Origin of the sequence: Planosporangium mesophilum, from assembly GCF_016863255.1 — a bacterium.
In the GTDB taxonomy this organism is placed as follows: Bacteria; Actinomycetota; Actinomycetes; order Mycobacteriales; family Micromonosporaceae; genus Planosporangium; species Planosporangium mesophilum.
The window spans coordinates 124,055-150,044 of the sequence record NZ_BOON01000034.1 but is presented as its reverse complement, the minus strand read 5'-3'; the positions used below and the strand labels follow the sequence as shown (position 1 = coordinate 150,044).

Sequence of the window (25,990 nt, the reverse complement as noted above, 5' to 3'; positions counted from 1 at the left end):
CCCGGTACCGGGGTGGCCGCCACTTCCGCTTCCGGGCCCTGCCATGGCCCGGATCCAGGTAGCGAGCCGGTAGGTTCAGGCCATGCCGTTGGACCCTTCCTTCGTCGGTCGTACCTACCCGCCGACGCCGAGCTACGAGGTCGGCCGCGAGAAGATCCGGGAGTTCGCCGCCGCGGTCGGCGCCACCGACCCGGCGCACACCGACCCGGCCGCCGCTCGCGCCCTCGGGCACCCCGATGTCGTCGCGCCGCCGACCTTCCCGATCGTCATGACCATGAGCGCCGGCGCCCAGATCATCGACGACCCGGCGCTGGGCATCGACTACAGCCGGGTGGTGCATGGCGACCAGCGGTTCAGCTACACCCGCCCGGTGTACGCGGGGGACCGGTTGACCTGCGTCTGCACGGTCGACGAGATCACCTCACGGGCCGGGCACGACTTCGTCACCACCCGTACCGAGGTGGCGACCGAGGACGGCGAGCCGGTCGTCACGGTCTGGTCCAGGCTGGTCGTACGAGGGGAGGGCTGACGTGGAGATCGGCGAGCGGCTCCCGCCGCATACGTTCCGGGTGACCCGCGCCGACCTTGTCCGGTACGCCGGTGCGTCCGGCGACTTCAACCCGATCCACTGGAGCGACCGGGTCGCGACCAAGGTGGGCCTGCCCGGGGTGATCGCGCACGGGATGTACACGATGGCTCTGGCCGGGCAGGCGGTGCTCGCCTGGGCGGGTGATCCGGCGGCCGTCGTGGAGTACGGCGTGCGCTTCACCAAGCCGGTCGTCGTCCCCGATGACGACGAGGGCACCGAGGTGACGGTCACCGCCGTGGTCAAGGGCTTCACCGAGCAGGGCCATGCGCGACTGGACATCACGGCGACGTGCGGCGGCGACAAGGTCCTGGGTCAAGCCCGCGCCATCGTGCGACACCGGGCGGGTTGAGCGGGGCGGTTGGGAAAGCCGGGCACTTACCCGTACACTGGTCGCCCGTGGGGTATGTACCCCTGTCTCGGCGCGTGCCCGAGTCAGGGACTTCAGACCTCGCAGAGGGGTGTGGCGCAATTGGCAGCGCAGCGGTCTCCAAAACCGCAGGTTGCAGGTTCGAGTCCTGTCGCCCCTGCGCCGAAGGGCCTGACGGCCGGATGACACCGACGAGTGCGTTCGGTGGCTGGCATCGCCGGACGGCGGTGTCGCGACCGTGGCGGGCCAGTCGTGGGAGCAGAGCCCGGCCAGCGCCGGGTAGACCGTAGACGTGGGATGACCACCGCGACATCACGGAAGAGGGCGGAAGTGGCCGAGAGCAAGCGCCGCGGCGAGGACGCCGTGGACGAGCGCCTCGACAAGGGGCTCGACGAGGACGCCCTCCGCGACGATGCCCTCGACGAGGGGCTGGAAAAGCCGAAGCGGGCGGGTGGCGTCGACAAGACCGGGACCGCGACCAAGGCCAGGACCAAGGCGGGCGAGCGGCCGGGTCTGTTCGGCCGGTTCCGCAACTTCATCCGTGAGATCATCAGCGAGCTGAGCAAGGTCATCTGGCCTACTCGCAAGGAGCTGCTGACCTACACCACCGTGGTGGTCGTGTTCGTCGCGATCATCATGGCGATCGTCTGGGGACTGGACACCGGGTTCGGGTACGTCATCCTCAAGGTGTTCGGCACCGGCAACGGTAAGTGACACAGTCGGTCCGGCTATCGGCCGATACCTGTGCGGCGGGAGCCGCAAAAAGCAACGGAAGTGAGCAACGTGCCTGAGTACGACGAGGTCGAGGCCGCAGAGGCTGCCGAGGCCGGCACCGACTCGACCGTCGCGACGGCGGCCCACGAGGTCGGCGGGACCGCGAGCGCCGACTCCGCCCCGGCGGAAGCCGATGCCACCGCCGACGAGACCGCGACCGCTGGCGCCGAGTCCGCCGAGCTGGCCGGCGCCGAGCAGTTGCCCGGCGCTGAGGAGCGGCCCGGCGACGAGGACGGCGACGTCGCGGACCCGGTGGCCGAGTTGCGTGCCGCGCTGCGTTTCGCGCCCGGCGACTGGTTCGTGGTGCACTCGTACGCCGGCTACGAGAACAAGGTCAAGACCAACCTCGAGACCCGGATCACCAGCCTCGACATGGAGGACTACATCTACCAGGTCGAGGTGCCGACCCGGGAAGAGGTAGAGGTCAAGAACGGCAAGCGGCTGCAGGTGCAGAACAAGGTCTTCCCGGGCTACATCCTGGTACGCATGGAGCTGACCGCCGAGTCGTACTCCTGCGTGCGCAACACGCCCGGTGTCACCGGCTTCGTCGGTGCCACGGACCGCGCCGACCGGCCCGCTCCGCTGTCGCTGGACGAGGTCCTCAAGTGGCTCGCCCCGGCCGTGCAGCAGGAGAAGAAGGCCGGCAAACCCGAGGTCAAGGTTCTCGACTTCGAGGTGGGCGACTCGGTCACCGTCACCGACGGCGCCTTCGCCTCGCTGCCCGCGACGATCAGCGAGATCAACGCCGACCAGCAGAAGCTCAAGGTGCTGGTCTCGATCTTCGGTCGAGAGACGCCGGTCGAGCTCAACTTCAACCAGGTCGCCAAGCTCTAATCTGGCTGGGGTACTCTAGACCGTCCGGCCCGACCGCCGGCGCGTCAGCGTGCGCGCGTTCCCGGTGGTCGAGTCCAAGCAGACCCGTCTCGCCCGGCGACGCGCCGGGCGAGCACCACGCCCAGGAAGACAGACATGCCTCCGAAGAAGAAGCTCGTCAAGACGTTCACGCTTCAGCTGCCGGCGGGTCAGGCCACCCCGGCGCCGCCGGTCGGCCCCGCCCTCGGTCAGCACGGCGTGAACATCATGGAGTTCGTCAAGGCGTACAACGCCGCCACCGAAGGTTCGCGCGGCGACATCGTCCCGGCGCAGATCAGCGTGTACGAGGACCGCACCTTCACGTTCGTCCTCAAGACCCCGCCCGCCGCGCGCCTGCTGATCAAGGCCGCCGGCATCCAGAAGGGCTCGGGTGTGCCGCACACGCAGAAGGTCGGCTCGATCAACCGCGCCCAGCTGCGCGAGATCGCCGAGAAGAAGATGTCGGACCTCAACGCCAACGACATCGAGCAGGCCGAGAAGATCATCGCCGGTACCGCCCGGTCGATGGGCATCAACGTCGCCGACTAGTCCTCAAGACCACACGTGGGAGGGCCGCCAAGCTGGCCCGCCAACGACCACAGGAGCAAAGACTCATGCAGCACGGCAAGAACTACCGCAAGGCGGCCGACCTGATCGACCGCGACGCGCTGTACAGCCCCACCGACGCCGTCAAGCTGGCCAAGCAGACCAGCCCGGCGAAGTTCGACGCCACCGTCGAGGTCGCCATGCGGCTGGGTGTCGACCCGCGCAAGGCTGACCAGATGGTCCGCGGCGTGGTGAACCTGCCGCACGGCACCGGTAAGACCGCCCGTGTGATCGTCTTCGCGACCGGCGACAAGGCCGCCGAGGCGCAGGCAGCCGGCGCGGACGCCGTCGGTACCGACGAGCTGGTCGCCCGGATCCAGGAGGGCTGGCTCGACTTCGACGCGGCGATCGCCACTCCCGACCAGATGGCCAAGATCGGCCGGATCGCGCGGATCCTGGGCCCGCGCGGTCTGATGCCGAACCCGAAGACGGGCACGGTCACCATGGACGTGACCAAGGCGGTCTCCGACATCAAGGGCGGCAAGATCACCTTCCGGGTGGACAAGCACGCCAACCTCCACCTGATCATCGGCAAGGCGAGCTTCGGTGAGAAGCAGCTGATCGAGAACTACGCCGCCGTGCTCGACGAGGTGCTCCGCGCCAAGCCGTCCGCGGCCAAGGGCAAGTACCTGAAGAAGGTCACGATGAGCACCACCATGGGGCCGGGCGTACCGGTCGACCCCAACCGCACGCGCAACCTGACCGAGGAGGAAGCGGCCGAGTAAGGCCGCTCCAGACACGGTGCCGCCGGGCGCCCCGCACTGTCGGGGCCGCCCGGCGGCTTCTTTTTGGCTAGGCTCGCGCGGTGCGCATCGATGACCTTTGGCTGCGGTACGGCCGTCGGGCGCCATGGGTGCTGCGCGAGGTGTCGCTGTCGCTGTCGCCGGGTGAGACCGCCGTCCTGCTGGGGCGCAACGGTGCCGGCAAGTCCACCCTGATCCGGGCGATGGTCGGCACCCTCACGCCGGCGCGGGGGCGGATCACCGACCGGCCGGCCGAGGTCGGCTGGGTGCCCGAGCGGTTCCCGCCGGACCAGCCGTTCACCGTCCTGGACTACCTGACGTTCATGGGCGCCGCCCGCGGGCTGACCCGAGCGAGGGCGGCGACGACCGCCACGGACTGGGCGGAGCGGTTCAGCCTCACGCCGTACCTGGGTGTCCGCCTGTCGTCGCTGTCCAAGGGGACCGCCCAGAAGGTCGGCCTGACCCAGGCGCTGCTCGTCCGCCCGGGGCTGCTCGTACTGGACGAGCCGACCGAGGGGCTCGACGCGGCCGTGCTCGCCGAACTGCCCGCGGTCATCACCGAAATGGCCGTCGCCGGTACCGCCGTGGTGGTCAGCGACCACTCGGGCAAGCTGGTGGACCTGCCCGGCTCGCGTCGGTGGCTGGTCGCCGACGGCCGGATCACCGAGGAACACCTGGATGCCGGAGACGCCCGTTGCGTGATCGAGGTCGAGGTGAGCGCCGCCCGCGCCCCGGCAGTCGTCGCGCAGTTGCGCGCCGCCGGCCACGACGTGCTGCGGATACGCCACGAGCCGGCAGCCGAGCGGAGCCCCTCATGACCGCGCTGGCCCGGATGCGCCTGGTCGGCTACGTGCGTACCGGCAGGGTCGTCGCTCCGCTGGTGACCTACCTGGTCGTACTCGGCACGCTGTACGGCGGTGGCGCGGCCCAGGCCGGCGAGGCGTACGGGGTGTCGGCGCTCTTCCTCTTCCCGGTGCTGGCGTGGCAGACCAAGCTGCTGCTCGACGCGGAGCCGGACGTGCAGCGCCGGTTGGCGGTGGTCGCGGTGGGCTCGCCGCTGCGTGAGCAGGCCGCCGGCCTGTTCGCGGCCGTCGCCGCCGCGCTCCCGGTCGTGGTGATCTCGCTCGTCCTGCCCTGGGGGCTCGGCGGCATCTCCGCCTCGGCGGGCCCCGGCGACCCGTCGCTGCTGTCCGGGGTGTCGGTCGGGCTGTGGGCGCACCTGGTCATGATCGCGCCGGCGGTCGCCCTCGGCGCGTGCGCGAGCCGGGCGGTGACGGGCTCGTTCGGGATGGGGGCCATGGTCGTGGTGGCCGGGGCCGTCCTCACCCTCGTCCTCGGCCTCAACGGGTCGCCGGTCTGGTGGCTCGCGCCGCCGATGATGTCCGTCGCCCGGCTCGCCACCCACGGCTTCGTCCCCTCCGGGGTCGCGGCGCTCACCGTGCACGCGCTGGCGTGGACGGCGGTCGCGCTCGCCGGCTACGTCGGGATGAGGCGGTCGCGTACGTGAGCTATCCGACCCCGATTTGGTGGCGGCGTGCTCCTCGCGTACCCTTAGCCGCGTAGTTCCACCCAAAGACCGCTGGTCACCGTGCTCGCACGGTTGAAGGTCCCGCATTCGCGGGCGACCCGCGCAGGGCGAACGTTCGGGTCGGCTGGCGAAGCTGACCGAGCCGGAGTGTTCGATGAACGGTTAGCGTCTCGGCCCGTTTCGTGGGCCGACCCCGCCCCGTGCGCCCTGCGCCGGGGCGTCTCTCGTTTCCGGGCCCGGCCAGCCTGAAGCAACGAGAGGAGGGACATGGCGGACAAGCCGATTCGGGCTGACAAGGCCTCTGCGGTAGCCGAACTGACCGAGCAGTTCCGTAGTTCGTCGGCGACGCTGCTCACCGAGTACCGCGGCCTCACGGTCGCGCAGCTCAAGGAGTTGCGGCGCTCGCTCGGGCGGGAGACCAACTACGCCGTCGCCAAGAACACCTTGGCGAAGCGTGCGGCCACCGACGCGGGCTTCAGTGGCCTCGACGATTTGTTCACCGGTCCTACCGCGCTCGCCTTCGTCGGCGGTGACCCCGTCGAGGCGGCTAAGGGCCTGCGTGACTTCGCGAAGGCTCACCCGCTCCTCGTCATCAAGGGCGGTGTCTTCGAGGGTCGTCCCATGTCTGCGGACGACGTCAAGAAGCTCGCCGACCTTGAGTCCCGCGAGGTGCTGCTGGCCAAGCTGGCCGGCGCCATGAAGGCAAGCATGAGCAAGGCCGCGGCGACCTTCCAGGCTCCGCTGGCCCAGGCCGCGCGCCTGGCGGCGGCCCTGCAGGACAAGCGTGCAGCAGAGGGCGGCGCAGAGGCCGCTCCAGCCGAGGCTCCGGCCGAAGCCTGATCTCGAATTTTCGAAGCTAGGAAAGGAAAGCCAGCTCATGGCTAAGCTCAGCACCGACGAGCTGCTCGACGCGTTCAAGGAAATGACGCTGATCGAGCTGTCCGAGTTCGTCAAGCAGTTCGAGGACACCTTCGACGTCAAGGCCGCCGCGCCGGTCGCTGTCGCCGCCGCTCCGGGTGGCCCCGCCGCCGCGGCTCCGACCGAGGAGGAGAAGGACGAGTTCGACGTCGTCCTCGAGGCTGACGGTGGCAAGAAGATCCAGGTCATCAAGGTCGTGCGTGAGCTGACCGGCCTGGGCCTCAAGGAGGCCAAGGACGTGGTTGAGGCCGCGCCGAAGGCGATCCTGGAGAAGGTCAACAAGGAGACCGCCGACAAGGCCAAGGCCAAGCTCGAGGCCGAGGGCGCCAAGGTCAGCGTGAAGTAATCTCCGCGCGGCGCTGTGCGTCGCGCTTCGAGATCTGCGCGGCGCCTCGCGTCGCACTCGCGAGGGCGGCCGTTCCGGGAACACCCCGGGACGGCCGCCCTTTCGTAGGTGCTGTCCGTGTTCCCCACGGTTCGGATCGCGAGCACCCCGGCTGTCGAAACAGTCCGTTTTAAGAGGAATTAGGGGGGTACTTCGCTGACTGTACGGTCCAATGCCCGGCGCGCCGCAGCGAGAGCCCTTGACGCGGTGACCACGATCCAGGCACGCTGAAGCAGCACTACTTCCGCGGACGCCACGGCCAGCGTCTCGCCCTTGGATGTGACCTTGGGGTCAGTGTCCTTGGGGGTGGCCAAGGTCGGTGCCGAGACGTCTCGGCCTCCGGATTTCTGGAGGTCAGAGGTGTTTTTCCGGTACTTGCCGGTGGCGGCTCGACAGCGGTTAGCCTTTCGGCTACACTGCTAGTTTGCGCTGTCTTCCGACTACCCCTCTGCTGTCAGTCGCCCATTGCTGGGCGTTTTCGGCGGGGGCCTGTCGGGCTGCACGCGAAACGGCCGCCGCACCACCGGTCCTCGGAAGGACGCATCTTGGCAGCTTCCCGCCCTGCGAAGACCATTAATTCTTCGAGCGCATTCGCTCCCCGCCGGATCTCCTTCGGCAGGATCACCGAACACCTGGAGGTTCCCAACCTCCTCGCCATCCAGAACAATTCGTTCGACTGGTTGGTGGGCAACGAGGCTTGGCAGGCTCGGTCGGCTGGTGATGAGCACGCGCGCTCCGGTCTCGCGGAGATCCTCGAGGAAATCAGCCCCATTGAGGACTTCTCCGGCACTATGTCGCTCTCGTTCTCTCTGCCGCGCTTCGACGAGGTCAAGGCCTCGATCGAGGAGTGCAAGGAGAAGGACCTGACCTACTGCGCCCCGCTGTTCGTGACGGCGGAGTTCACCAACCACACCACTGGCGAGATCAAGAGCCAGACGGTGTTCATGGGTGACTTCCCGATGATGACGCCCAAGGGCACGTTCATCATCAACGGCACTGAGCGCGTCGTGGTCAGCCAGCTCGTCCGGTCTCCGGGCGTGTACTTCGACAAGCAGCCGGACAAGACCTCCGACCGCGATCTCTCCAGTGTGAAGGTCATCCCCAGTCGGGGTGCCTGGCTGGAGTTCGACATCGACAAGCGCGACACCGTCGGCGTGCGGATCGACCGCAAGCGCCGTCAGGCGGTGACCGTGCTCCTGAAGGCCATCGGTTGGTCCGCCGAGCGCATCCGTGAGCGTTTCGGCTGGTCCGAGCTCATGATGACCACCTTGGAAAAGGACCACATCGCCGGGCAGGACGAGGCGCTGTTGGACATCTACCGCAAGCTGCGGCCTGGCGAGCCGCCGACGCGGGAGAACGCGCAGACCCTGCTCGACAACCTCTTCTTCAACCCCAAGCGGTACGACGTCGCCAAGGTCGGCCGCTACAAGTTCAACAAGAAGCTCAACCTGGACGTCCCGATCATCAGGGGTGTCCTCACCGAAGATGACATCGTCAAGACGGTCGAGTACCTCTGCAAGCTCCACACGGGCGAAGAGGGGTACGAGGCCGACGACATCGACCACTTCGGTAACCGCCGTCTGCGGACGGTGGGCGAGCTGATCCAGAACCAGGTCCGGGTCGGCCTGTCCCGGATGGAGCGGGTCGTCCGCGAGCGGATGACCACGCAGGACGTCGAGGCGATCACGCCGCAGACCCTGATCAACATCCGCCCCGTGGTGGCTGCGATCAAGGAGTTCTTCGGTACGTCGCAGCTGTCCCAGTTCATGGACCAGACCAACCCTCTCGCGGGCCTGACCCACCGCCGGCGCCTCTCCGCGCTCGGCCCGGGTGGTCTGTCCCGGGAGCGGGCCGGCTTCGAGGTCCGTGACGTGCACCCGTCCCACTACGGCCGGATGTGCCCGATCGAGACGCCGGAAGGGCCGAACATCGGTCTGATCGGCGCCCTCTCCACGTTCGCGCGGGTCAATCCGTTCGGCTTCATCGAGACGCCGTACCGGAAGGTCGTCGAGGGTCGGGTCACCGACCAGATCGACTACCTGACCGCGGACGAGGAGGACCGGCACGTCATCGCGCAGGCCAACACGCCGTTGCAGTCCGACGGCCGGTTTGCCGAGGCACGGGTTCTGGTCCGCCGTAAGGGTGGCGAGATCGACAACCTCGCGCCCGAGGCCGTGGATTACATGGACGTCTCCCCGCGCCAGATGGTGTCGGTCGCGACGGCCATGATCCCGTTCCTCGAGCACGACGACGCCAACCGGGCCCTGATGGGCGCGAACATGCAGCGTCAGGCCGTACCGCTGGTCAAGGCCGAGTCGCCGCTGGTCGGCACCGGCATGGAGTACCGGGCGGCCACGGACGCCGGTGACGTCGTACTGGCAGAGTCGCCGGGCGTGGTCGAGGACATGTGTGCCGACTACATCACGGTGCACCAGGACGACGGCCACCGCCGCACGTACCTGCTGCACAAGTTCCGCCGCTCCAACGCCGGCTCCTGCGTCAACCAGAAGCCGGTCGTCTTCGAGGGCCAGCGGGTGGAGGCCGGCCAGGTCCTCGCCGACGGTCCGTGCACGGACGAGGGCGAGATGGCGCTCGGGCGCAACCTGCTCGTGGCGTTCATGCCCTGGGAGGGCCACAACTACGAGGACGCGATCATCCTGTCGCAGCGCCTCGTGCAGGAGGACGTGCTCACCTCGATCCACATCGAGGAGCACGAGGTGGACGCCCGCGACACCAAGCTGGGGCCGGAGGAGATCACTCGCGACATCCCCAATGTCAGCGAGGAGATGCTCGCCGACCTGGACGAGCGCGGCATCATCCGGATCGGTGCCGAGGTCGTACCGGGCGACATCCTGGTCGGCAAGGTCACCCCGAAGGGCGAGACCGAGCTGACCCCGGAGGAGCGCCTGCTGCGGGCGATCTTCGGTGAGAAGGCCCGCGAGGTCCGCGACACCAGCCTCAAGGTTCCCCACGGTGAGACCGGCACGGTCATCGGCGTGCGTACCTTCAGCCGCGAGGACGGCGACGAGCTGTCCCCGGGCGTGAACGAGCTGGTCCGGGTGTACGTAGCCCAGAAGCGCAAGATCCAGGATGGTGACAAGCTCGCCGGCCGTCACGGCAACAAGGGCGTCATCTCCAAGATCCTGCCGGTCGAGGACATGCCGTTCCTGTCGGACGGGACCCCGGTCGACATCGTTCTCAACCCGCTCGGCGTGCCGAGCCGGATGAACGTCGGCCAGGTGCTCGAGACGCACCTCGGCTGGGTCGCCAAGACCGGTTGGAAGGTCGACGGCGACGACGCCGGGTGGAAGAAGGCGCTCAGGTCGATCAACGCGCACGAGTCGGAGCCGGACACCAACGTGGCGACGCCGGTCTTCGACGGTGCCCGTGAGGAGGAGATCACCGGCCTGCTCTCGTCGAGCCTGCCCAACCGGGACGGCCAGCAGATGGTGGGCGCCTCCGGTAAGGCGCAGCTGTTCGACGGCCGGTCCGGTGAGCCACTGCCCGACCCGATCGCGGTCGGCTACATCTACATCTTGAAACTCAACCACCTGGTTGATGACAAGATCCACGCCAGGTCCACCGGCCCGTACTCCATGATCACGCAGCAGCCGCTGGGTGGTAAGGCACAGTTCGGTGGTCAGCGCTTCGGTGAGATGGAGTGCTGGGCGATGCAGGCCTACGGCGCGGCCTATGCGCTGCAGGAGCTGCTGACGATCAAGTCCGACGACGTTCTCGGCCGGGTCAAGGTCTACGAGGCCATTGTCAAGGGTGAGAACATCCCGGAGCCGGGTATCCCGGAGTCGTTCAAGGTGCTGCTCAAGGAGCTGCAGTCGCTGTGCCTCAATGTTGAGGTGCTCTCCAGCGACGGTGTGGCCCTGGAGATGCGCGAGACCGACGACGAGGTGTTCCGGGCAGCCGAGGAACTGGGCATCGACCTGTCGCGGCGTGAGCCGAGCAGCGTCGAGGAAGTCTGATCTGTCCGTGCGGGGGGCCGCCACCCGGTGGCCCCCGCCCGACCCCTGGCAACCACCCGAGCAACTGATTCGAGGGACATAGAAGAGTGCTCGACGTCAACTTCTTCGACGAGCTTCGCATCGGGCTGGCGACTGCCGACGATATCCGGCAGTGGTCGCACGGTGAGGTCAAGAAGCCCGAGACGATCAACTACCGCACCCTCAAGCCTGAGAAGGACGGACTCTTCTGCGAGAAGATCTTCGGTCCGACCCGGGACTGGGAGTGCTACTGCGGCAAGTACAAGCGGGTCCGGTTCAAGGGCATCATCTGTGAGCGCTGCGGCGTCGAGGTGACCCGGGCCAAGGTCCGCCGTGAGCGCATGGGCCACATCGAGCTCGCCGCTTCCGTCACCCACATCTGGTACTTCAAGGGCGTACCGAGCCGGCTGGGGTACCTGCTGGACCTGGCGCCGAAGGATCTCGAGAAGATCATCTACTTCGCGTCGTACGTCATCACGAGCGTGGACGCCGAGGCGCGTCACCGCGACATGTCGACGGTCGAGAACGAGATCGGCGCCGAGAAGCGGCAGGCCGAGAACGCCCGCGACGCGGAGATCGAGAAGCGCGCCGCCAAGCTCGAGCAGGACCTTGCCGAGCTCGAGGCGGAGGGCGCCAAGGCCGACGTGCGGCGCAAGGTCAAGGAGTCCGGCGAGCGTGAGATGCGCCAGATCCGCGACCGGGCGCAGCGCGAGATCGACCGCCTCGACGAGGTGCTCGACACCTTCCGCAAGCTCGACAAGAAGCAGCTGGTCACCGACGAGCTGCTCTACCGCGAGCTGCGTGACCGGTTCGGTGAGTACTTCACCGGAGGCATGGGCGCTGAGGCGATCAAGGCGCTGCTGCAGAACCTCGACCTCGACGCCGAGGCCGAGAACCTGCGCGAGACGATCCGCAGCGGCAAGGGGCAGCGCAAGATCCGTGCCCTGAAGCGGCTGAAGGTCGTCGCCGCCTTCCTCAACACCAGCAACTCGCCGCTGGGGATGGTGCTCGACTGCGTGCCGGTGATCCCGCCGGACCTGCGCCCGATGGTGCAGCTCGACGGTGGCCGGTTCGCCACCAGCGACCTGAACGACCTGTACCGCCGGGTCATCAACCGCAACAACCGGCTCAAGCGCCTGATCGACCTGGGCGCTCCCGAGATCATCGTCAACAACGAGAAGCGGATGCTGCAGGAGGCCGTCGACGCGCTGTTCGACAACGGCCGCCGCGGTCGCCCGGTCACCGGTCCCGGTAACCGGCCGCTGAAGTCGCTGTCCGACATGCTCAAGGGCAAGCAGGGCCGGTTCCGGCAGAACCTGCTGGGTAAGCGCGTCGACTACTCCGGCCGTTCGGTCATCGTCGTCGGCCCGCGGCTCAAGCTGCACCAGTGCGGCCTGCCCAAGCAGATGGCGCTGGAGCTGTTCAAGCCGTTCGTGATGAAGCGGCTGGTCGACCTCAACCACGCGCAGAACATCAAGTCCGCCAAGCGGATGGTCGAGCGGCAGCGGCCGGTCGTGTGGGACGTGCTGGAAGAGGTCATCACCGAGCACCCCGTGCTGCTCAACCGGGCGCCCACCCTGCACCGGCTGGGTATCCAGGCGTTCGAGCCGCAGCTGGTCGAGGGCAAGGCCATCCAGATCCACCCGCTCGTCTGCACGGCGTTCAACGCCGACTTCGACGGTGACCAGATGGCGGTACACGTGCCGCTGTCGGCCGAGGCGCAGGCCGAGGCCCGGATCCTGATGCTGTCGTCCAACAACATCCTGAAGCCGGCCGACGGCAAGCCCGTCACCATGCCGACCCAGGACATGGTCATCGGTCTGTACCACCTGACCCACGCGCGGTCGGGGATGCTGGGCGAGGGCCGGACGTTCTCGTCCGACGCCGAGGCCCGCATGGCGCACGACAACGGTGAGCTGCACCTGCAGGCGATGGTGAAGATCCGACTGCGGGACCTCATCGGGGTCGACAACGGCGCTCAGCAGCCGTGGGAGGCTCCCGAGGACTGGCAGCCGGGCGATCCGGTGATCCTGGAGACCACGCTCGGCCGGGTGCTGTTCAACGAGGCCCTGCCGCGCGGGTACCGCTTCGTCAACTACGAGATCCGCAAGAGCCAGCTCTCGGCGATCGTCAACGACCTCGCCGAGCGGTTCCCGAAGGTCTCGCTGGCGGCGACGCTGGACGCGCTCAAGGAGGCCGGTTTCCACTGGGCCACCTGGTCGGGCGTGACGATCGGCATCGAGGACGTAGTCGCTCCTCCGCGCAAGTGGGAGATCCTGGAGCGCTACGAGAAGGAGGCCGAGCGGATCGACAAGCAGTACCAGCGTGGTCTGATGACCGCCGAGGAGCGTCGCGGCGAGCTCATCGAGATCTGGACCAAGGCGACCAACGAGGTCGCCAAGGAGATGGAGACCGCGCTGCCGCAGGAGAGCCCGCTGTGGAAGATGATCCACTCGGGTGCCCGCGGTAACCTGCTGCAGCTCCGGCAGATCTCGGCGATCCGTGGCCTGGTGGCCAACCCCAAGGGTGAGATCATCCCGCGGCCGATCAAGTCCTCGTTCCGCGAGGGCCTGACCGTGCTGGAGTACTTCATCTCCACGCACGGTGCCCGTAAGGGTCTGGCCGACACGGCGCTGCGTACCGCTGACTCGGGTTACCTGACCCGTCGTCTGGTGGACGTGTCGCAGGACGTGATCATCCGCGAGGAGGACTGCGGTACCGACCGCGCGATCCCGATGCAGATCGGTCAGCGGCTCGACGGTCGGATCGTGGTGCACGAGCACGCCGAGACCGGCGCGCACGCGCGGACGCTGGCCGACGACATCCGCGACGAGGCCGGCAACCTGGTCGCCGAGCGGGGCATGGACCTCAACACGGTCCTCGTCGACAAGATCGTCGCCGCCGGGGTCGAGCAGGTACGGGTCCGCAGCGTCCTCACCTGCGAGTCCAAGCTGGGCGTCTGCGGTGCGTGCTACGGCCGTTCGCTGCCGACCGGCAAGACCGTGGACGTCGGCGAGGCGGTCGGCATCATCGCCGCCCAGTCGATCGGTGAGCCCGGTACGCAGTTGACGATGCGTACGTTCCACACCGGTGGTGTCGCCGGTGAGGACATCACGCAGGGTCTGCCTCGGGTCCAGGAGATCTTCGAGGCCCGGGTGCCGAAGGGCAAGGCTCCCATCGCCGAGACCCCCGGCCGGGTCCGGATCGAAGACGGCGAGCGGATGCGGAAGATCATCATCGTGCCGGACGACGGCAGCGAGGAGATCGTCCACGACAAGCTGTCGAAGCGGGTTCGCCTGCGCATCCAGGACGGTGGACACGTCGAGGTCGGCGAGAAGCTGACCGAAGGCACCATCGACCCGCACGAACTGCTGCGCATCCTCGGCCCCCGTGCGGTGCAGGTGCACCTCACCCAGGAGGTCCAGGAGGTGTACCGCTCGCAGGGTGTGCTCATCCACGACAAGCACATCGAGATCATCATTCGCCAGATGCTCAAGCGGGTCATGATCATCGATTCCGGCGCGACCGAGTTCCTGCCGGGTGTGCTGGTGGACCGGGCGCAGTTCGAGGCGGAGAACCGCCGTATCGTCGCCGAGGGCGGCGAGCCGGCGGCCGGTCGACCGGTGCTGATGGGTATCACCAAGGCGTCGCTGGCAACGGACTCGTGGCTGTCCGCGGCTTCGTTCCAGGAGACGACCCGGGTGCTCACCGACGCCGCGATCCACGCCCGCAGCGACTCGCTGATCGGTCTGAAGGAGAACGTCATCATCGGTAAGCTCATCCCGGCCGGTACGGGCATCGCCAAGTACCGCAACATCCGGGTGGAGCCCACCGACGAGGCGAAGGCCAAGGTGTACTCGATGACCGGGTACCCGGAGTCCGACTACGGCTTCGGCCCGGCCAGTGGCCAGGCCGTCCCGCTGGACGACTTCGACCTGGGCTCGTTCCGGTAGTCCGAACGACCGCTGAACCGTGGGCCCCGAGGCGACGCCTCGGGGCCCACGGCCTTTTCGGGTCCTGACCCGAACGGTGTTCGGATACACACGGGCCGGAGACCGACAAAGGCCACAGACAAAAAAGGCCAGGCCTGCTGCCACGGGGGAAGCAGCAGGCCTGGTGCTCATAACGGTACAACCTCGCGCGCCCTTTTGGGGCCCGCACTCTTGCCGCGACCGGTTTTTCTCCGGCCGCTCCGATCGTGGCCCCGGCCGGTCCGTCGAGGCCGCCGGGTCCCGGATCGGCGCGAATCGTGCGAGCAGTACCCCCACTGATCGTCTTCGCCGTGGGACGGGGGTGTGGTCGAGCGATCCTGTGTACGTCATATGCATGAAGCTCCATTTTGTGCATGGGCCGCGTCATGTCCGGAGTCGGCGTGATCCGGCCGCCGCCGTTGTGGTCTGCTTGTCCCATGAGCACCCTCGCGCCGGTAACGGAGCCGCCCGGCCGGCACCCGCTCGACCCCGACCCGGCCCCGTCCACGAAGGCGGGGGCCGTGCTGGCCCTCGGTATCGCGGCCGCGCTCACCGGCGTCATGATCGGGGGACTGGTGCCCGCGACGATCGCCCTCGTCCTGGCCAGGGAGGTACGTGCGGATCTGCGTGCCGCCGGGGGATTCCTGCTCGGTAGCCGGCGACTGCGGATCGGTGTGGCACTGGCCTGGGCCGGCATTGTCCTGGCCGCGGCGGCGCTCGTGGTGGCCGGCATCGCCGGGCTGCTGACCTTCGCTGCCTACGGGCGTGACTACGCCCCGACCGTGAACTGATCGCGGGTACGTGCGACGGCCCTGGGTCAGGCAAGATTCGCGGGGACGGCGAGTGAGCCAACGAGGAGAAGACGTGAGTGAGCGGAGTGCACCGAGCGGGCGCGGTGGCGAGGTGGCGGCTTCGCGTCGTGGGCGGATCGCGGCGTGAGCGACGAGTCGGCCGGAGGGCAGCCGTCCGCCGAGCAGCCGCCAACCGAGCGGTCATCTACCGAGCAACCGTCCGCCGGGCAGCCGTCCGCCGGTTCGCAGGGCCCCCGGGTGCCGGACCAGCCTGCGGAGGACTGGGCCCAGCCCCACCAGGCCCCGGCACCCTCGCCAGCCGAGCCGCCGGCCCCGCCGGCCGCTCACGCTCCGGCCCCGCCGGCCGGTCAGCCTCCGGCACCGCAGACTGCCCGGCCGTACGGGTACCCGCAGCCCCCGCCGTACCCCGGGCCTCCGTACCCGGTCGGCTATCCGCAGCCGTATCCGCGGCCTCCCTCGCCGTCGCCCACCGCCGCTCCGCCGCGGATCGAACCCGTCCCCGGTACCGGGTTCGGGCTGGCGTACTACAGCGTGCCGCCGACCGTCTCCGGGCAGTCCGTCGGCGGCATGGTCTCGGGCATCCTGTCGATCCTGGTGTCGCTCGTCGTCGGCTGCTTCGGTCTCGCGGGCGCCCGGCAGGGCTGGGGTCCGCTCGTGGGTGGCGCCTTCGCGGTTCTGGCGGTCACGGTCGGGCTGGCGGCGATCGGGCTCGGCTGGTTCAGCGTGCGGCAGATCACCCGGTCGGCCGGGCGGCTGACGGGGCGCGGCATGGCGGTGACCGGAATCGTCTGCGGTGCGGTCGGGATGGTGCTGACTGCGCTGGCCATGGTGCTCGCACTGATGATCTGAATCCGGGGGGACGATCGCCGCATCACCGGGTAGTCTTGGTGCGAAGAGCCGCTCGCCACCCGCATTCGGGCACCCCGTTTTGACCTGCGTGCACACGGTGGGTACTCTTTCCCCTCGTGCCCGGTCTTTGCCGGGCAACTCGTGCGTGCCCATGTCGGCTCCAGCCGGCGAGGCGGCGCGCCACCGGTAAATCCGGCTTGAAATTCGAGTCGGAGCCCGTGTGCGGACGACACGCCCGACCGCGGGGGTCGGCAAGGCCGGATAGGCCGATGCCGACCGCGTCACCGGACGGGGCCCGACATAGACGACAGCGCCAAGTAACACAGACGACAGCAGTGTTAAGGCACGGCCGCAAGGCCGAAGGGAGACAGGAACCCGGTGCCCACAATCCAGCAGCTGGTCCGCAAGGGCCGCCAGGCGAAGACGACTAAGACGAAGACGCCGGCGCTGAAGGGGAGCCCTCAGCGGCGCGGCGTGTGCACGCGTGTGTACACGACCACGCCCAAGAAGCCGAACTCCGCGCTGCGCAAGGTGGCGCGTGTACGGCTGACCAGCCAGATCGAGGTCACCGCGTACATCCCCGGCGTCGGTCACAACCTGCAGGAGCACTCGATCGTGCTCGTGCGTGGCGGCCGTGTGAAGGACCTTCCCGGCGTCCGCTACAAGATCATCCGTGGTTCGCTGGACACGCAGGGCGTGCGTAACCGCAAGCAGGCCCGCAGCCGCTACGGCGCGAAGAAGGAGAAGAGCTGACATGCCGCGTAAAGGCCCCGCGCCGCGCAAGCCCCTCGTCGCGGACCCGGTGTACAACTCCCCGCTGGTCACGCAGCTCATCAGCAAGATCCTGATGGAGGGCAAGCGCCAGCTCGCCGAGCGCGTCGTGTACGCCGCGCTCGAAGGTTGCCGGGAGAAGACCGGTACCGACCCGGTCGTCACGCTCAAGCGTGCGATGGACAACGTGAAGCCGACCCTCGAGGTGCGTAGCCGCCGTGTCGGTGGCGCCACCTACCAGGTGCCGGTCGAGGTGCGCCCGCAGCGCGCCACCACGCTCGGTCTGCGCTGGCTGGTCACGTACTCCCGGGCCCGCCGCGAGAAGACCATGATCGAGCGTCTGACCAACGAACTGCTCGACGCCAGCAATGGCCTGGGGGCCGCGGTCAAGCGCCGCGAGGACACCCACAAGATGGCGGAGTCCAACAAGGCCTTCGCGCACTACCGCTGGTAACACTGACCAACGAGACGAAGTAGGGATCATCGTGGCTGCCGCAGACGCCGCCCTCGCCAAGGTCCGCAACATCGGCATCATGGCGCACATCGATGCCGGTAAGACCACCACCACCGAACGCATCCTGTTCTACACCGGTATCACCTACAAGATCGGTGAGGTCCACGAGGGCGCTGCCGTCATGGACTGGATGGAGCAGGAGCAGGAGCGCGGCATCACCATCACCTCCGCCGCCACGAAGTGCGAGTGGAAGGGCAACACGATCCAGATCATCGACACGCCCGGCCACGTCGACTTCACGGTCGAGGTGGAGCGCTCGCTACGAGTGCTCGACGGCGCGGTCGCGGTCTACGACGGTGTGGCCGGCGTTGAGCCCCAGACCGAGAACGTCTGGCGCCAGGCGGACAAGTACCACGTGCCGCGGATGTGCTTCGTCAACAAGCTCGACCGCACCGGCGCGGACTTCTTCCGTTGCGTCCAGATGATGGTGGACCGGCTCAACGCCACCCCACTGGTTCTCCAGATCCCGATCGGCCTCGAGGGCGACCACATCGGCGTCGTCGACCTGATCGGGATGCGCGCGCTGACCTGGCGCGGGGAGACCCAGAAGGGCGAGGACTACGCGGTCGAGGAGATCCCGGCCGACCTCGTCGACCAGGCGAACGAGTACCGGGAGAAGCTCCTGGAGACGCTCGCCGAGGTCGACGACGAGATCATGATCAAGTACCTCGAGGGCGAGGAACTGTCGATCGAGGAGATCAAGGCCGGCATCCGCCGCGCCACGATCGCCAGCAAGGCCAACCCGGTGCTGTGCGGCTCGGCGTTCAAGAACAAGGGCGTCCAGCCCATGCTCGACGCCGTGGTCGACTTCCTGCCGTCGCCGCTGGACATCCCGGCGATCGAGGGCACTGCCACCGACGGCGAGACGCCGATGCTGCGTAAGCCCTCGGTGGACGAGCCGTTCTCGGCGCTGGCCTTCAAGATCCAGACCGACAAGCACCTGGGCAAGCTGACCTACGTCCGCATCTACTCCGGCAAGCTGGAGTCGGGTTCGCAGATCGTGAACTCGACGAAGGACCGCAAGGAGCGGATCGGCAAGATCTACCAGATGCACGCCAACAAGCGTGAGGAGCGGTCGACCGCCCAGGCGGGCGACATCATCGCCGTACAGGGTCTCAAGCAGACCACCACCGGCGACACCCTCTGCGAACCGGCGAACCCGGTGATCCTGGAGTCGATGACGTTCCCGGAGCCGGTCATCCAGGTGGCGATCGAGCCGAAGAGCAAGGCGGACCAGGAGAAGCTGGGCACGGCCATCCAGCGACTGGCCGAGGAGGACCCGACCTTCCGCGTCCACCTCGACGAGGAGACCGGTCAGACGGTCATCGCCGGCATGGGTGAGCTGCACCTGGACATCCTGGTCGACCGCATGCGGCGGGAGTTCAACGTCGAGGCCAACATCGGTAAGCCGCAGGTGGCCTACCGGGAGACGATCCGCGGCACGGTCGACAAGGCCGAGTACGTGCACAAGAAGCAGACCGGTGGCTCCGGTCAGTACGCCAAGGTCATCGTCAAGGTCGAGCCCATGCCGATGGAGGCCGACGCCGCGACGTACGAGTTCGTGAACGCGGTCACCGGTGGTCGCATCCCGAGGGAGTTCATCCCCTCGGTCGACGCCGGTGCCCAGGACGCGATGCAGTACGGCGTGCTCGCCGGCTACCCGCTGGTCGGGATCAAGCTGACGCTGCTCGACGGTCAGTATCACGAGGTCGACTCGTCGGAAATGGCGTTCAAGATCGCCGGTTCGATGGTCCTGAAGGAGGCGGCCCGCAAGGCCAACCCCGTCATCCTCGAACCGATGATGTCCGTCGAGGTCACCACCCCTGAAGAGAACATGGGTGATGTCATCGGCGACCTCAACTCCCGGCGTGGCATCATCCAGGCCATGGAGGAGCGCGGCGGTGCCCGCGTCGTCCGTGCTCTGGTGCCGCTATCGGAGATGTTCGGCTACGTCGGCGACCTGCGGTCGAAGACCCAGGGCCGGGCGAGCTACTCGATGCAGTTCGACTCCTACAGCGAGGTTCCTGCGAGCGTCGCCAAGGAGATCATCGCGAAGGCAACCGGGGAGTGACGTCGACCCCGCTCCGCTGTAACAGGCGGGGCGGGGGCAGACTGATGCTCGTCGGGGCCGGAACGGGGCTGCATCACTGCGGCCCTCTGGGTCGGCGGCGTCTGACGCCGCGGACCCAAAGGAGTCGGGGCCTGAGGCTTCCGGCCGCAAGACCCAAGTCGACAAGTCCGTCGGGGCCGAGAGCGCCGCGGAACGAACCAAGAAGTCCACAGGAGGACACCAGTGGCGAAGGCGAAGTTCGAGCGGACTAAGCCGCACGTCAACATCGGCACCATTGGTCACATTGACCACGGTAAGACGACGCTGACCGCGGCGATCACCAAGGTGCTGCATGACCGGTACCCGGACGTCAACCCGTACACGCCGTTCGACGAGATCGACAAGGCGCCGGAGGAGAAGGCCCGCGGTATCACGATCTCGATCGCACACGTCGAGTACCAGACCGAGGCCCGGCACTACGCGCACGTCGACTGCCCGGGTCACGCCGACTACATCAAGAACATGATCACCGGTGCCGCGCAGATGGACGGCGCGATCCTGGTGGTGGCGGCGACCGACGGCCCGATGCCGCAGACCCGCGAGCACGTGCTGCTGGCCCGCCAGGTCGGCGTCCCGTACATCGTCGTGGCGCTCAACAAGAGCGACATGGTCGACGACGAGGAGCTGCTCGAGCTGGTCGAGCTCGAGGTGCGCGAGCTGCTGTCGAGCCAGGAGTACCCGGGCGACGACCTGCCGGTCGTGCGTGTCTCGGCGCTCAAGGCCCTGGAGGGCGACCCGCAGTGGTCGGACGCCCTCATGGAGCTGATGAACGCCGTCGACACCGCGATCCCGCAGCCGGAGCGTGAGACCGAGAAGCCGTTCCTCATGCCCGTTGAGGACGTCTTCACGATCACCGGTCGCGGTACGGTCGTCACCGGCCGCTGCGAGCGTGGCGTTCTGAAGCCGAACGAGGAAGTCGAGATCGTCGGCATCCGGCCCAAGTCGATGAAGACCGTCTGCACCGGTATCGAGATGTTCCGCAAGATCCTCGACGAGGCGCGCGCCGGCGAGAACGTCGGTCTGCTTCTTCGTGGTATCAAGCGCGAAGATGTCGAGCGCGGCATGGTCGTGGTGAAGCCGGGGACCAACACCCCGCACACCGAGTTCGAGGCGACCGTCTACATCCTCTCCAAGGAGGAGGGTGGCCGGCACACCCCGTTCTTCCAGAACTACCGGCCGCAGTTCTACTTCCGTACCACCGACGTCACCGGCGTGGTCACGCTGCCCGAGGGCACCGAGATGGTCATGCCCGGCGACAACACCGCCATGTCGGTTCAGCTGATCCAGCCGATCGCCATGGAAGAGGGCCTGAAGTTCGCCATCCGTGAGGGTGGACGGACCGTCGGCGCCGGCCGCGTTACCAAGATCACCAAGTAATTCCCGGTGGTGGCCCTTTGTGGCCACCACCACCTGATTTCACATTGCCGCCCTCATTGCGGCATACTGAATAGGTTGCGTTGCGGGCGGTCGGGTCGCTCTTTTTAAGAGTTTTGGCTCTGGTAGAGTGACCCGGCCGCTTCGCGCGGCGCCGGTGGGGGTGAAACTCCGCGAGGCGCCTCGCTTCCGCAGCCGGGCGTGCGGCGCCCAAGGGCCATCCGATGCCTCTCTTCCGGGAAATCCGGCAGGGGTGGAGCCTGGCCCTAGGCCGCGACACGCCCGACCGCGGGGGTCGGAGACCAGCCCCAGCCCCGACGTGAAGCTCGGCGGGTGGGACCTAGTCGGAAGAGGTCGGTGCGCTGGCGAGAAGCCGGCGAGGATCGCAAAGAGAAGGAACAGAAGCCACCATGGCGGGACAGAAGATCCGCATCCGGCTCAAGGCCTATGACCACGAGGTGGTCGACTCCTCGGCGCGCAAGATCGTCGAGACGGTTACGCGCACCGGTGCGCAGGTCGCAGGCCCGGTGCCGCTGCCGACCGAGATCAACCGCTACTGCGTGATCCGCTCGCCGCACAAGTACAAGGACTCGCGCGAGCACTTCGAGATGCGCACGCACAAGCGTCTGATCGACATCATCGACCCGACCCCCAAGACGGTCGACTCGCTCATGCGCCTCGACCTGCCGGCTGGCGTCGACATCGAGATCAAGCTGTAGGGACCGGACTAATGGACAGGCAAGTCAAGGGGATCCTGGGCGCCAAGCTCGGCATGACCCAGGTCTGGGACAACAACCGCGTTGTGCCAGTGACCGTGGTGCAGGCCGACCCGAACGTCGTGACCCAGGTGCGCACTGCGGACAAGGACGGCTACTCCGCCGTTCAGCTCGCGTACGGCGCGATCAACCCGCGGAAGGTCAACAAGCCGAAGGCCGGTCACTACGCCAAGTCCGGCGTGGCGCCGCGGCGGCACATCGTCGAGCTGCGGACCGTCGACGCCAGCGAGTACGGCCTGGGCGACGAGATCACCGTGGACGTGTTCGAGCCCGGCCAGCTGATCGACGTGACCGGCAAGACCAAGGGCAAGGGCTTCGCGGGTGTCATGAAGCGCCACGGCTTCCACGGCCTGCGCGCCTCGCACGGTGTCGAGCGCAAGCACCGCTCGCCCGGCTCGATCGGTGGCTGTGCCACGCCGGGCCGCGTGTTCAAGGGCATGAAGATGGCCGGCCGCATGGGTGGCGTTCGCTACACCGTGCAGAACCTGACGGTGCAGGCGATCGACCCGGAGAACAACGTGATCCTGGTCCGCGGCGCGGTGCCGGGTCCCGCCGGCGCGCTGATCCTGCTGCGCAGCGCGGCGAAGAGTGCGGCCAAGAAGGGTGGTGTGAAGTGACGACGGTTGACGTGATCGGGGTCGACGGCAACGCCACCGGCTCCGTCGAGCTTCCCTCGGCGATCTTCGACGCGCAGGCCAACATCGCGCTGATGCACCAGGTCGTGGTCGCTCAGCTCGCGGCCGCGCGCCAGGGTACGCACAAGGTGAAGACCCGCGGCGAGGTCTCCGGCGGCGGCAAGAAGCCGTACAAGCAGAAGGGGACCGGTCGCGCCCGCCAGGGCTCGATCCGTGCCCCGCAGTTCACCGGCGGTGGCGTCGTGCACGGCCCGGTGCCGCGCGACTACAGCCAGCGGACTCCGAAGAAGATGAAGGCGGCGGCGCTCCGCGGCGCGCTGTCGGACCGGGCGCGTGACGGTCGGGTGTCGGTCGTGTCGACCTTCGTCGAGGGCGACACCCCGAAGACCAAGGAAGCGCTGCGGGTGCTGGGCTCGGTCGTCGAGACCGGCAAGGTGCTGGCCGTCCTCGGCCGCGCGGACGAGGCCAACTGGCTGAGCCTGCGCAACGAGCCGCGGGTGCACCTGCTCGCCGCCGACCAGCTCAACACGTACGACGTGCTGAACGCCGACCACGTCGTCTTCACCTCGGCCGGGCTGGACGAGTTCCTCGCGGCCGCGGGTAACGGCAACAAGGAGGCGGAGCAGTGAGCACGATCGCCGACCCCCGGGATGTCGTCATCGCGCCGGTGGTCTCGGAGAAGAGCTACGGCGAGCTGAACCGGAACTGGTACACGTTCCTGGTACACCCGGATGCGAACAAGACCGAAATCAAGATCGCTATCCAGCAGATCTTCAACGTCCGCGTCGAGACGGTGAACACGCTCAACCGCGAGGGCAAGCGCAAGCGCACCAAGACCGGTTGGGGCAAGCGCAAGGACACGAAGCGGGCGATGGTCAAGCTCGCCGACGGTGACCGGATCGAGGCCTTCGGCGGCCCGGTCAGCTGAGGGGTATAGACAATGGCTATCCGCAAGTACAAGCCCACGACTCCTGGTCGCCGCGGCTCCAGCGTCTCCGACTTCGCCGAGGTCACTCGGTCGACGCCGGAGAAGTCGCTGCTGCGTCCGCTGCCCAACAAGGGTGGGCGTAACGCCCAGGGCAAGATCACCACTCGTCACCAGGGTGGCGGCCACAAGCGGCAGTACCGTCTGATCGACTTCAAGCGGGTCGACAAGGACGGCGTGCCGGCGAAGGTCGCGCACATCGAGTACGACCCGAACCGCACCGCTCGGATCGCGCTGCTGCACTACCTCGACGGCGAGAAGCGATACATCATCGCGCCGCAGGGTCTGCGCCAGGGCGACCGGGTCGAGTCCGGCCCGGGCGCCGACATCCGGCCCGGCAACAACCTGCCGCTGCGCAACATCCCGGTGGGTACCACGATCCACGCGGTGGAGCTGCGTCCGGGCGGCGGTGCCAAGCTGGCCCGCTCCGCCGGCGTCGGCATCCAGCTGCTCGGCCGCGAGGCCGACTACGCCACGCTGCGTATGCCGTCGGGTGAGATCCGCCGCGTCTCGGTGTTCTGCCGGGCCTCGGTGGGCGAGATCGGCAACGCCGACCAGTCGAACATCAACTGGGGTAAGGCCGGCCGGATGCGGTGGAAGGGCAAGCGCCCGACCGTCCGCGGTGTGGCCATGAACCCGGTCGACCACCCGCACGGCGGTGGTGAGGGCAAGACCTCCGGTGGTCGCCACCCGGTGAACCCGCAGGGTAAGCCCGAGGGCCGTACCCGCCGGAAGGGCCAGCCGAGCGATCGCCTCATCGTCCGCCGGCGCTACGCCACCCGGAAGCGCGGCTAAGGAGCTATAGAAGATGCCACGCAGCCTGAAGAAAGGGCCGTTCGTCGACGACCACCTGATCAAGAAGGTGGAAGCGCAGAACGCCAAGAACTCCAAGAACGTGATCAAGACGTGGTCGCGGCGCTCGACGATCACCCCCGACATGCTCGGTCACACGATCGCCGTACACGACGGTCGCAAGCACGTCCCGGTGTTCGTCACCGAGGCGATGGTCGGGCACAAGCTGGGCGAGTTCGCCCTGACCCGCACGTTCAAGGGTCACGAAAAGGAAGACCGAAAGAGCCGCCGCCGCTAGGCGGGTCGAAGGAACTGAGGAGACAACAGCGATGCCAACCAAGGCAGCTCCGGCGCTTCCGGGTGCCCGAGCCGTTGCGCGGTACGTGCGCGTATCGCCGATGAAGGCGCGCCGTGTGGTCGACCTCGTTCGCGGCCTGCCCGCGAAGGAGGCGCTGACGGTGCTGCAGTTCGCGCCGCAGTCGGCCAGCGAGCCGGTGTACAAGGTGCTCGCGAGCGCGATCGCCAACGCCGAGAACAACGAGCGGCTCGACCCCGACTCGCTGCTCGTGAGCGAGGCGTTCGTGGACGAGGGACCGACGCTGAAGCGGTTCCGGCCGCGGGCGCAGGGCCGGGCGTACCGGATCCGCAAGCGGACGTGCCATATCACGATCGCGGTCGAGAGCGTGCCGCCGGCGGAGCGCCGTCGCGGCCCGGCCAAGGCCACCAAGGCCACGGCGGCGAAGGCGACCAAGAAGGCTGAGCCGACCACCACGGCGGCGGCCGAGGAGGAGACCGAGTAATGGGTCAGAAAGTTCACCCGCACGGGTTCCGGCTCGGTATCAGCACCGACTGGAAGTCCCGCTGGTACGCGGACAAGCTCTACAAGGACTACATCGCGGAGGACGTCAAGATCCGCCGGATGATGTCCAAGGGCCTGGAGCGCGCCGGTATCGCGAAGGTCGACATCGAGCGCACCCGGGACCGGGTCCGGGTGGACATCCACACCGCCCGCCCCGGCATCGTCATCGGCCGCAAGGGCGCCGAGGCCGACCGCATCCGCGGTGAGCTGGAGAAGCTCACCGGCAAGCAGGTGCAGCTGAACATCATCGAGGTGAAGAGCCCCGAGTCGGATGCTCAGCTGGTGGCGCAGGGCGTCGCCGAGCAGCTGTCCAGCCGGGTCAGCTTCCGTCGCGCGATGCGCAAGGCCATGCAGTCGGCCATGAAGAACACCCTCGTACGCGGTATCCGGGTGCAGGTCTCGGGTCGCCTCGGCGGCGCCGAGATGAGCCGGACCGAGTTCTACCGCGAGGGCCGGGTCCCGCTGCACACGCTGCGGGCCAACATCGAGTACGGCTTCTTCGAGGCCCGTACCACCTTCGGCCGGATCGGCGTGAAGGTCTGGATCTACAAGGGTGACGCCGTGCCGGGCCGCGAGGCCCCGGCCGAGCAGGCTCCTACCCGTGGTCGCCGCGAGCGTGGCGACCGGCCCGAGCGTCCGCGTCGCGGTCGTTCCGGCTCGGCGGGTACGACCGCCGGCGGAACCGAGGCTGGTCGGGCGGCTGCCGCCGCTCAGGCCGCCGAGAGCACCGTGGCGGCGCCGGCCGAACAGGCCGCGCCGGCAGAGACGCAGCAGGAGGGCTGATC

At 68.0% G+C, this 25,990-nt stretch carries 26 protein-coding genes and 1 tRNA gene; all 27 read left to right on the top strand.

Annotated elements, in window-relative coordinates; all coding sequences use genetic code 11:
* Positions 1-82 precede the first annotated feature (82 nt).
* Positions 83-529 (top strand): MaoC family dehydratase N-terminal domain-containing protein, encoded by a 447-nt coding sequence (locus Pme01_RS19190; RefSeq protein WP_168116170.1) that lies wholly within the window; start codon positions 83-85, stop codon positions 527-529.
* A gap of 7 nt (positions 530-536) precedes the next feature.
* Positions 537-938 (top strand): MaoC family dehydratase, encoded by a 402-nt coding sequence (locus tag Pme01_RS19185; RefSeq protein WP_168116324.1) that lies wholly within the window; start codon positions 537-539, stop codon positions 936-938.
* Between the two features lie 105 nt (positions 939-1,043).
* Positions 1,044-1,116, top strand: a tRNA-Trp gene (locus Pme01_RS19180).
* A gap of 170 nt (positions 1,117-1,286) precedes the next feature.
* Complete coding sequence (gene secE / locus Pme01_RS19175; protein WP_168116171.1) at positions 1,287-1,670, top strand: preprotein translocase subunit SecE; 384 nt, start codon at positions 1,287-1,289, stop codon at positions 1,668-1,670.
* A gap of 69 nt (positions 1,671-1,739) precedes the next feature.
* Positions 1,740-2,564, top strand: coding sequence for a transcription termination/antitermination protein NusG (gene nusG / locus Pme01_RS19170; protein ID WP_168116325.1), 825 nt, complete (start codon positions 1,740-1,742; stop codon positions 2,562-2,564).
* Positions 2,565-2,699: 135 nt separating this feature from the next.
* Positions 2,700-3,131 carry a 50S ribosomal protein L11 gene (gene rplK, locus Pme01_RS19165; RefSeq protein WP_168116172.1) on the top strand — a complete coding sequence of 144 codons (432 nt, stop codon included), beginning with the start codon at positions 2,700-2,702 and terminating at the stop codon, positions 3,129-3,131.
* 65 nt (positions 3,132-3,196) lie between these two features.
* Positions 3,197-3,913, top strand: a complete 717-nt coding sequence (gene rplA, locus Pme01_RS19160) for a 50S ribosomal protein L1 (protein ID WP_168116173.1) — start codon at positions 3,197-3,199, stop codon at positions 3,911-3,913.
* A gap of 80 nt (positions 3,914-3,993) precedes the next feature.
* Positions 3,994-4,749, top strand: coding sequence for an ATP-binding cassette domain-containing protein (locus Pme01_RS19155; protein WP_168116174.1), 756 nt, complete (start codon positions 3,994-3,996; stop codon positions 4,747-4,749).
* Positions 4,746-5,438: a hypothetical protein gene (locus tag Pme01_RS19150; protein WP_168116175.1), complete on the top strand. Its 693-nt coding sequence runs from the start codon at positions 4,746-4,748 to the stop codon at positions 5,436-5,438. The genes Pme01_RS19155 and Pme01_RS19150 overlap by 4 nt, the downstream gene beginning before the upstream one ends.
* Before the next feature lie 288 nt (positions 5,439-5,726).
* Entirely contained in the window at positions 5,727-6,299 is a 573-nt protein-coding gene (gene rplJ, locus Pme01_RS19145; RefSeq protein ID WP_168116176.1) for a 50S ribosomal protein L10, read from the top strand.
* A gap of 37 nt (positions 6,300-6,336) precedes the next feature.
* A complete protein-coding gene (gene rplL, locus Pme01_RS19140; protein ID WP_168116177.1) occupies positions 6,337-6,723 on the top strand; it encodes a 50S ribosomal protein L7/L12 in 387 nt (128 codons plus the stop codon).
* A gap of 584 nt (positions 6,724-7,307) precedes the next feature.
* On the top strand, positions 7,308-10,739 hold the full coding sequence (gene rpoB / locus Pme01_RS19135; RefSeq protein ID WP_168116178.1) for a DNA-directed RNA polymerase subunit beta: 3,432 nt from the start codon (positions 7,308-7,310) through the stop codon (positions 10,737-10,739).
* Positions 10,740-10,825: 86 nt separating this feature from the next.
* On the top strand, positions 10,826-14,710 hold the full coding sequence (locus tag Pme01_RS19130; protein ID WP_168116179.1) for a DNA-directed RNA polymerase subunit beta': 3,885 nt from the start codon (positions 10,826-10,828) through the stop codon (positions 14,708-14,710).
* Between the two features lie 455 nt (positions 14,711-15,165).
* The gene (locus tag Pme01_RS19125; protein ID WP_168116180.1) at positions 15,166-15,519 is read left to right on the top strand and encodes a hypothetical protein; all 354 of its coding nucleotides are present in this window, start codon (positions 15,166-15,168) and stop codon (positions 15,517-15,519) included.
* A 144-nt stretch (positions 15,520-15,663) separates the two neighbouring features.
* A complete protein-coding gene (locus Pme01_RS31100; RefSeq protein ID WP_239088322.1) occupies positions 15,664-16,389 on the top strand; it encodes a DUF4190 domain-containing protein in 726 nt (241 codons plus the stop codon).
* A gap of 378 nt (positions 16,390-16,767) precedes the next feature.
* Positions 16,768-17,142, top strand: coding sequence for a 30S ribosomal protein S12 (gene rpsL, locus Pme01_RS19115; protein ID WP_167925028.1), 375 nt, complete (start codon positions 16,768-16,770; stop codon positions 17,140-17,142).
* 1 nt (position 17,143) lies between these two features.
* Complete coding sequence (gene rpsG, locus Pme01_RS19110) at positions 17,144-17,614, top strand: 30S ribosomal protein S7 (RefSeq protein ID WP_168116181.1); 471 nt, start codon at positions 17,144-17,146, stop codon at positions 17,612-17,614.
* 31 nt (positions 17,615-17,645) lie between these two features.
* The gene (gene fusA, locus Pme01_RS19105) at positions 17,646-19,745 is read left to right on the top strand and encodes an elongation factor G (RefSeq protein WP_168116182.1); all 2,100 of its coding nucleotides are present in this window, start codon (positions 17,646-17,648) and stop codon (positions 19,743-19,745) included.
* 222 nt (positions 19,746-19,967) lie between these two features.
* A complete protein-coding gene (tuf, locus tag Pme01_RS19100) occupies positions 19,968-21,161 on the top strand; it encodes an elongation factor Tu (protein WP_168116183.1) in 1,194 nt (397 codons plus the stop codon).
* A 407-nt stretch (positions 21,162-21,568) separates the two neighbouring features.
* Positions 21,569-21,877, top strand: a complete 309-nt coding sequence (gene rpsJ / locus Pme01_RS19095) for a 30S ribosomal protein S10 (RefSeq protein ID WP_018347762.1) — start codon at positions 21,569-21,571, stop codon at positions 21,875-21,877.
* Between the two features lie 11 nt (positions 21,878-21,888).
* Positions 21,889-22,551, top strand: coding sequence for a 50S ribosomal protein L3 (gene rplC / locus Pme01_RS19090; RefSeq protein ID WP_168116184.1), 663 nt, complete (start codon positions 21,889-21,891; stop codon positions 22,549-22,551).
* Complete coding sequence (rplD, locus tag Pme01_RS19085) at positions 22,548-23,198, top strand: 50S ribosomal protein L4 (protein ID WP_168116185.1); 651 nt, start codon at positions 22,548-22,550, stop codon at positions 23,196-23,198. The genes rplC and rplD overlap by 4 nt, the downstream gene beginning before the upstream one ends.
* Positions 23,195-23,497, top strand: coding sequence for a 50S ribosomal protein L23 (rplW, locus tag Pme01_RS19080; protein ID WP_168116186.1), 303 nt, complete (start codon positions 23,195-23,197; stop codon positions 23,495-23,497). Before rplD ends, rplW begins: the two co-directional genes overlap by 4 nt.
* A gap of 12 nt (positions 23,498-23,509) precedes the next feature.
* Positions 23,510-24,349 (top strand): 50S ribosomal protein L2, encoded by an 840-nt coding sequence (rplB, locus tag Pme01_RS19075; protein ID WP_168116187.1) that lies wholly within the window; start codon positions 23,510-23,512, stop codon positions 24,347-24,349.
* Between the two features lie 13 nt (positions 24,350-24,362).
* Entirely contained in the window at positions 24,363-24,644 is a 282-nt protein-coding gene (gene rpsS, locus Pme01_RS19070; RefSeq protein WP_168116188.1) for a 30S ribosomal protein S19, read from the top strand.
* A gap of 31 nt (positions 24,645-24,675) precedes the next feature.
* Positions 24,676-25,146: a 50S ribosomal protein L22 gene (gene rplV / locus Pme01_RS19065; RefSeq protein ID WP_168116189.1), complete on the top strand. Its 471-nt coding sequence runs from the start codon at positions 24,676-24,678 to the stop codon at positions 25,144-25,146.
* Positions 25,146-25,988 carry a 30S ribosomal protein S3 gene (rpsC, locus tag Pme01_RS19060; protein ID WP_168116190.1) on the top strand — a complete coding sequence of 281 codons (843 nt, stop codon included), beginning with the start codon at positions 25,146-25,148 and terminating at the stop codon, positions 25,986-25,988. Before rplV ends, rpsC begins: the two co-directional genes overlap by 1 nt.
* The last annotated feature ends 2 nt before the right edge of the window (positions 25,989-25,990 follow it).

What these genes read in the sequence shown, in the direction of transcription:
- rpsG (WP_168116181.1), top strand. Translation starts at nt 17,144, where the DNA reads ATGCCGCGTAAAGGCCCCGCGCCGCGCAAGCCCCTCGTCGCGGACCCG.
- rplJ (WP_168116176.1), top strand. Translation starts at nt 5,727, where the DNA reads ATGGCGGACAAGCCGATTCGGGCTGACAAGGCCTCTGCGGTAGCCGAA.
- Pme01_RS19190 (WP_168116170.1), top strand. Translation starts at nt 83, where the DNA reads ATGCCGTTGGACCCTTCCTTCGTCGGTCGTACCTACCCGCCGACGCCG.
- rplV (WP_168116189.1), top strand. Translation starts at nt 24,676, where the DNA reads ATGCCAACCAAGGCAGCTCCGGCGCTTCCGGGTGCCCGAGCCGTTGCG.
- rpsC (WP_168116190.1), top strand. Translation starts at nt 25,146, where the DNA reads ATGGGTCAGAAAGTTCACCCGCACGGGTTCCGGCTCGGTATCAGCACC.
- Pme01_RS19150 (WP_168116175.1), top strand. Translation starts at nt 4,746, where the DNA reads ATGACCGCGCTGGCCCGGATGCGCCTGGTCGGCTACGTGCGTACCGGC.
- rplB (WP_168116187.1), top strand. Translation starts at nt 23,510, where the DNA reads ATGGCTATCCGCAAGTACAAGCCCACGACTCCTGGTCGCCGCGGCTCC.
- rpsS (WP_168116188.1), top strand. Translation starts at nt 24,363, where the DNA reads ATGCCACGCAGCCTGAAGAAAGGGCCGTTCGTCGACGACCACCTGATC.
- rplC (WP_168116184.1), top strand. Translation starts at nt 21,889, where the DNA reads ATGGACAGGCAAGTCAAGGGGATCCTGGGCGCCAAGCTCGGCATGACC.
- rplK (WP_168116172.1), top strand. Translation starts at nt 2,700, where the DNA reads ATGCCTCCGAAGAAGAAGCTCGTCAAGACGTTCACGCTTCAGCTGCCG.
- Pme01_RS19125 (WP_168116180.1), top strand. Translation starts at nt 15,166, where the DNA reads ATGAGCACCCTCGCGCCGGTAACGGAGCCGCCCGGCCGGCACCCGCTC.
- rpsJ (WP_018347762.1), top strand. Translation starts at nt 21,569, where the DNA reads ATGGCGGGACAGAAGATCCGCATCCGGCTCAAGGCCTATGACCACGAG.
- rplL (WP_168116177.1), top strand. Translation starts at nt 6,337, where the DNA reads ATGGCTAAGCTCAGCACCGACGAGCTGCTCGACGCGTTCAAGGAAATG.
- rplA (WP_168116173.1), top strand. Translation starts at nt 3,197, where the DNA reads ATGCAGCACGGCAAGAACTACCGCAAGGCGGCCGACCTGATCGACCGC.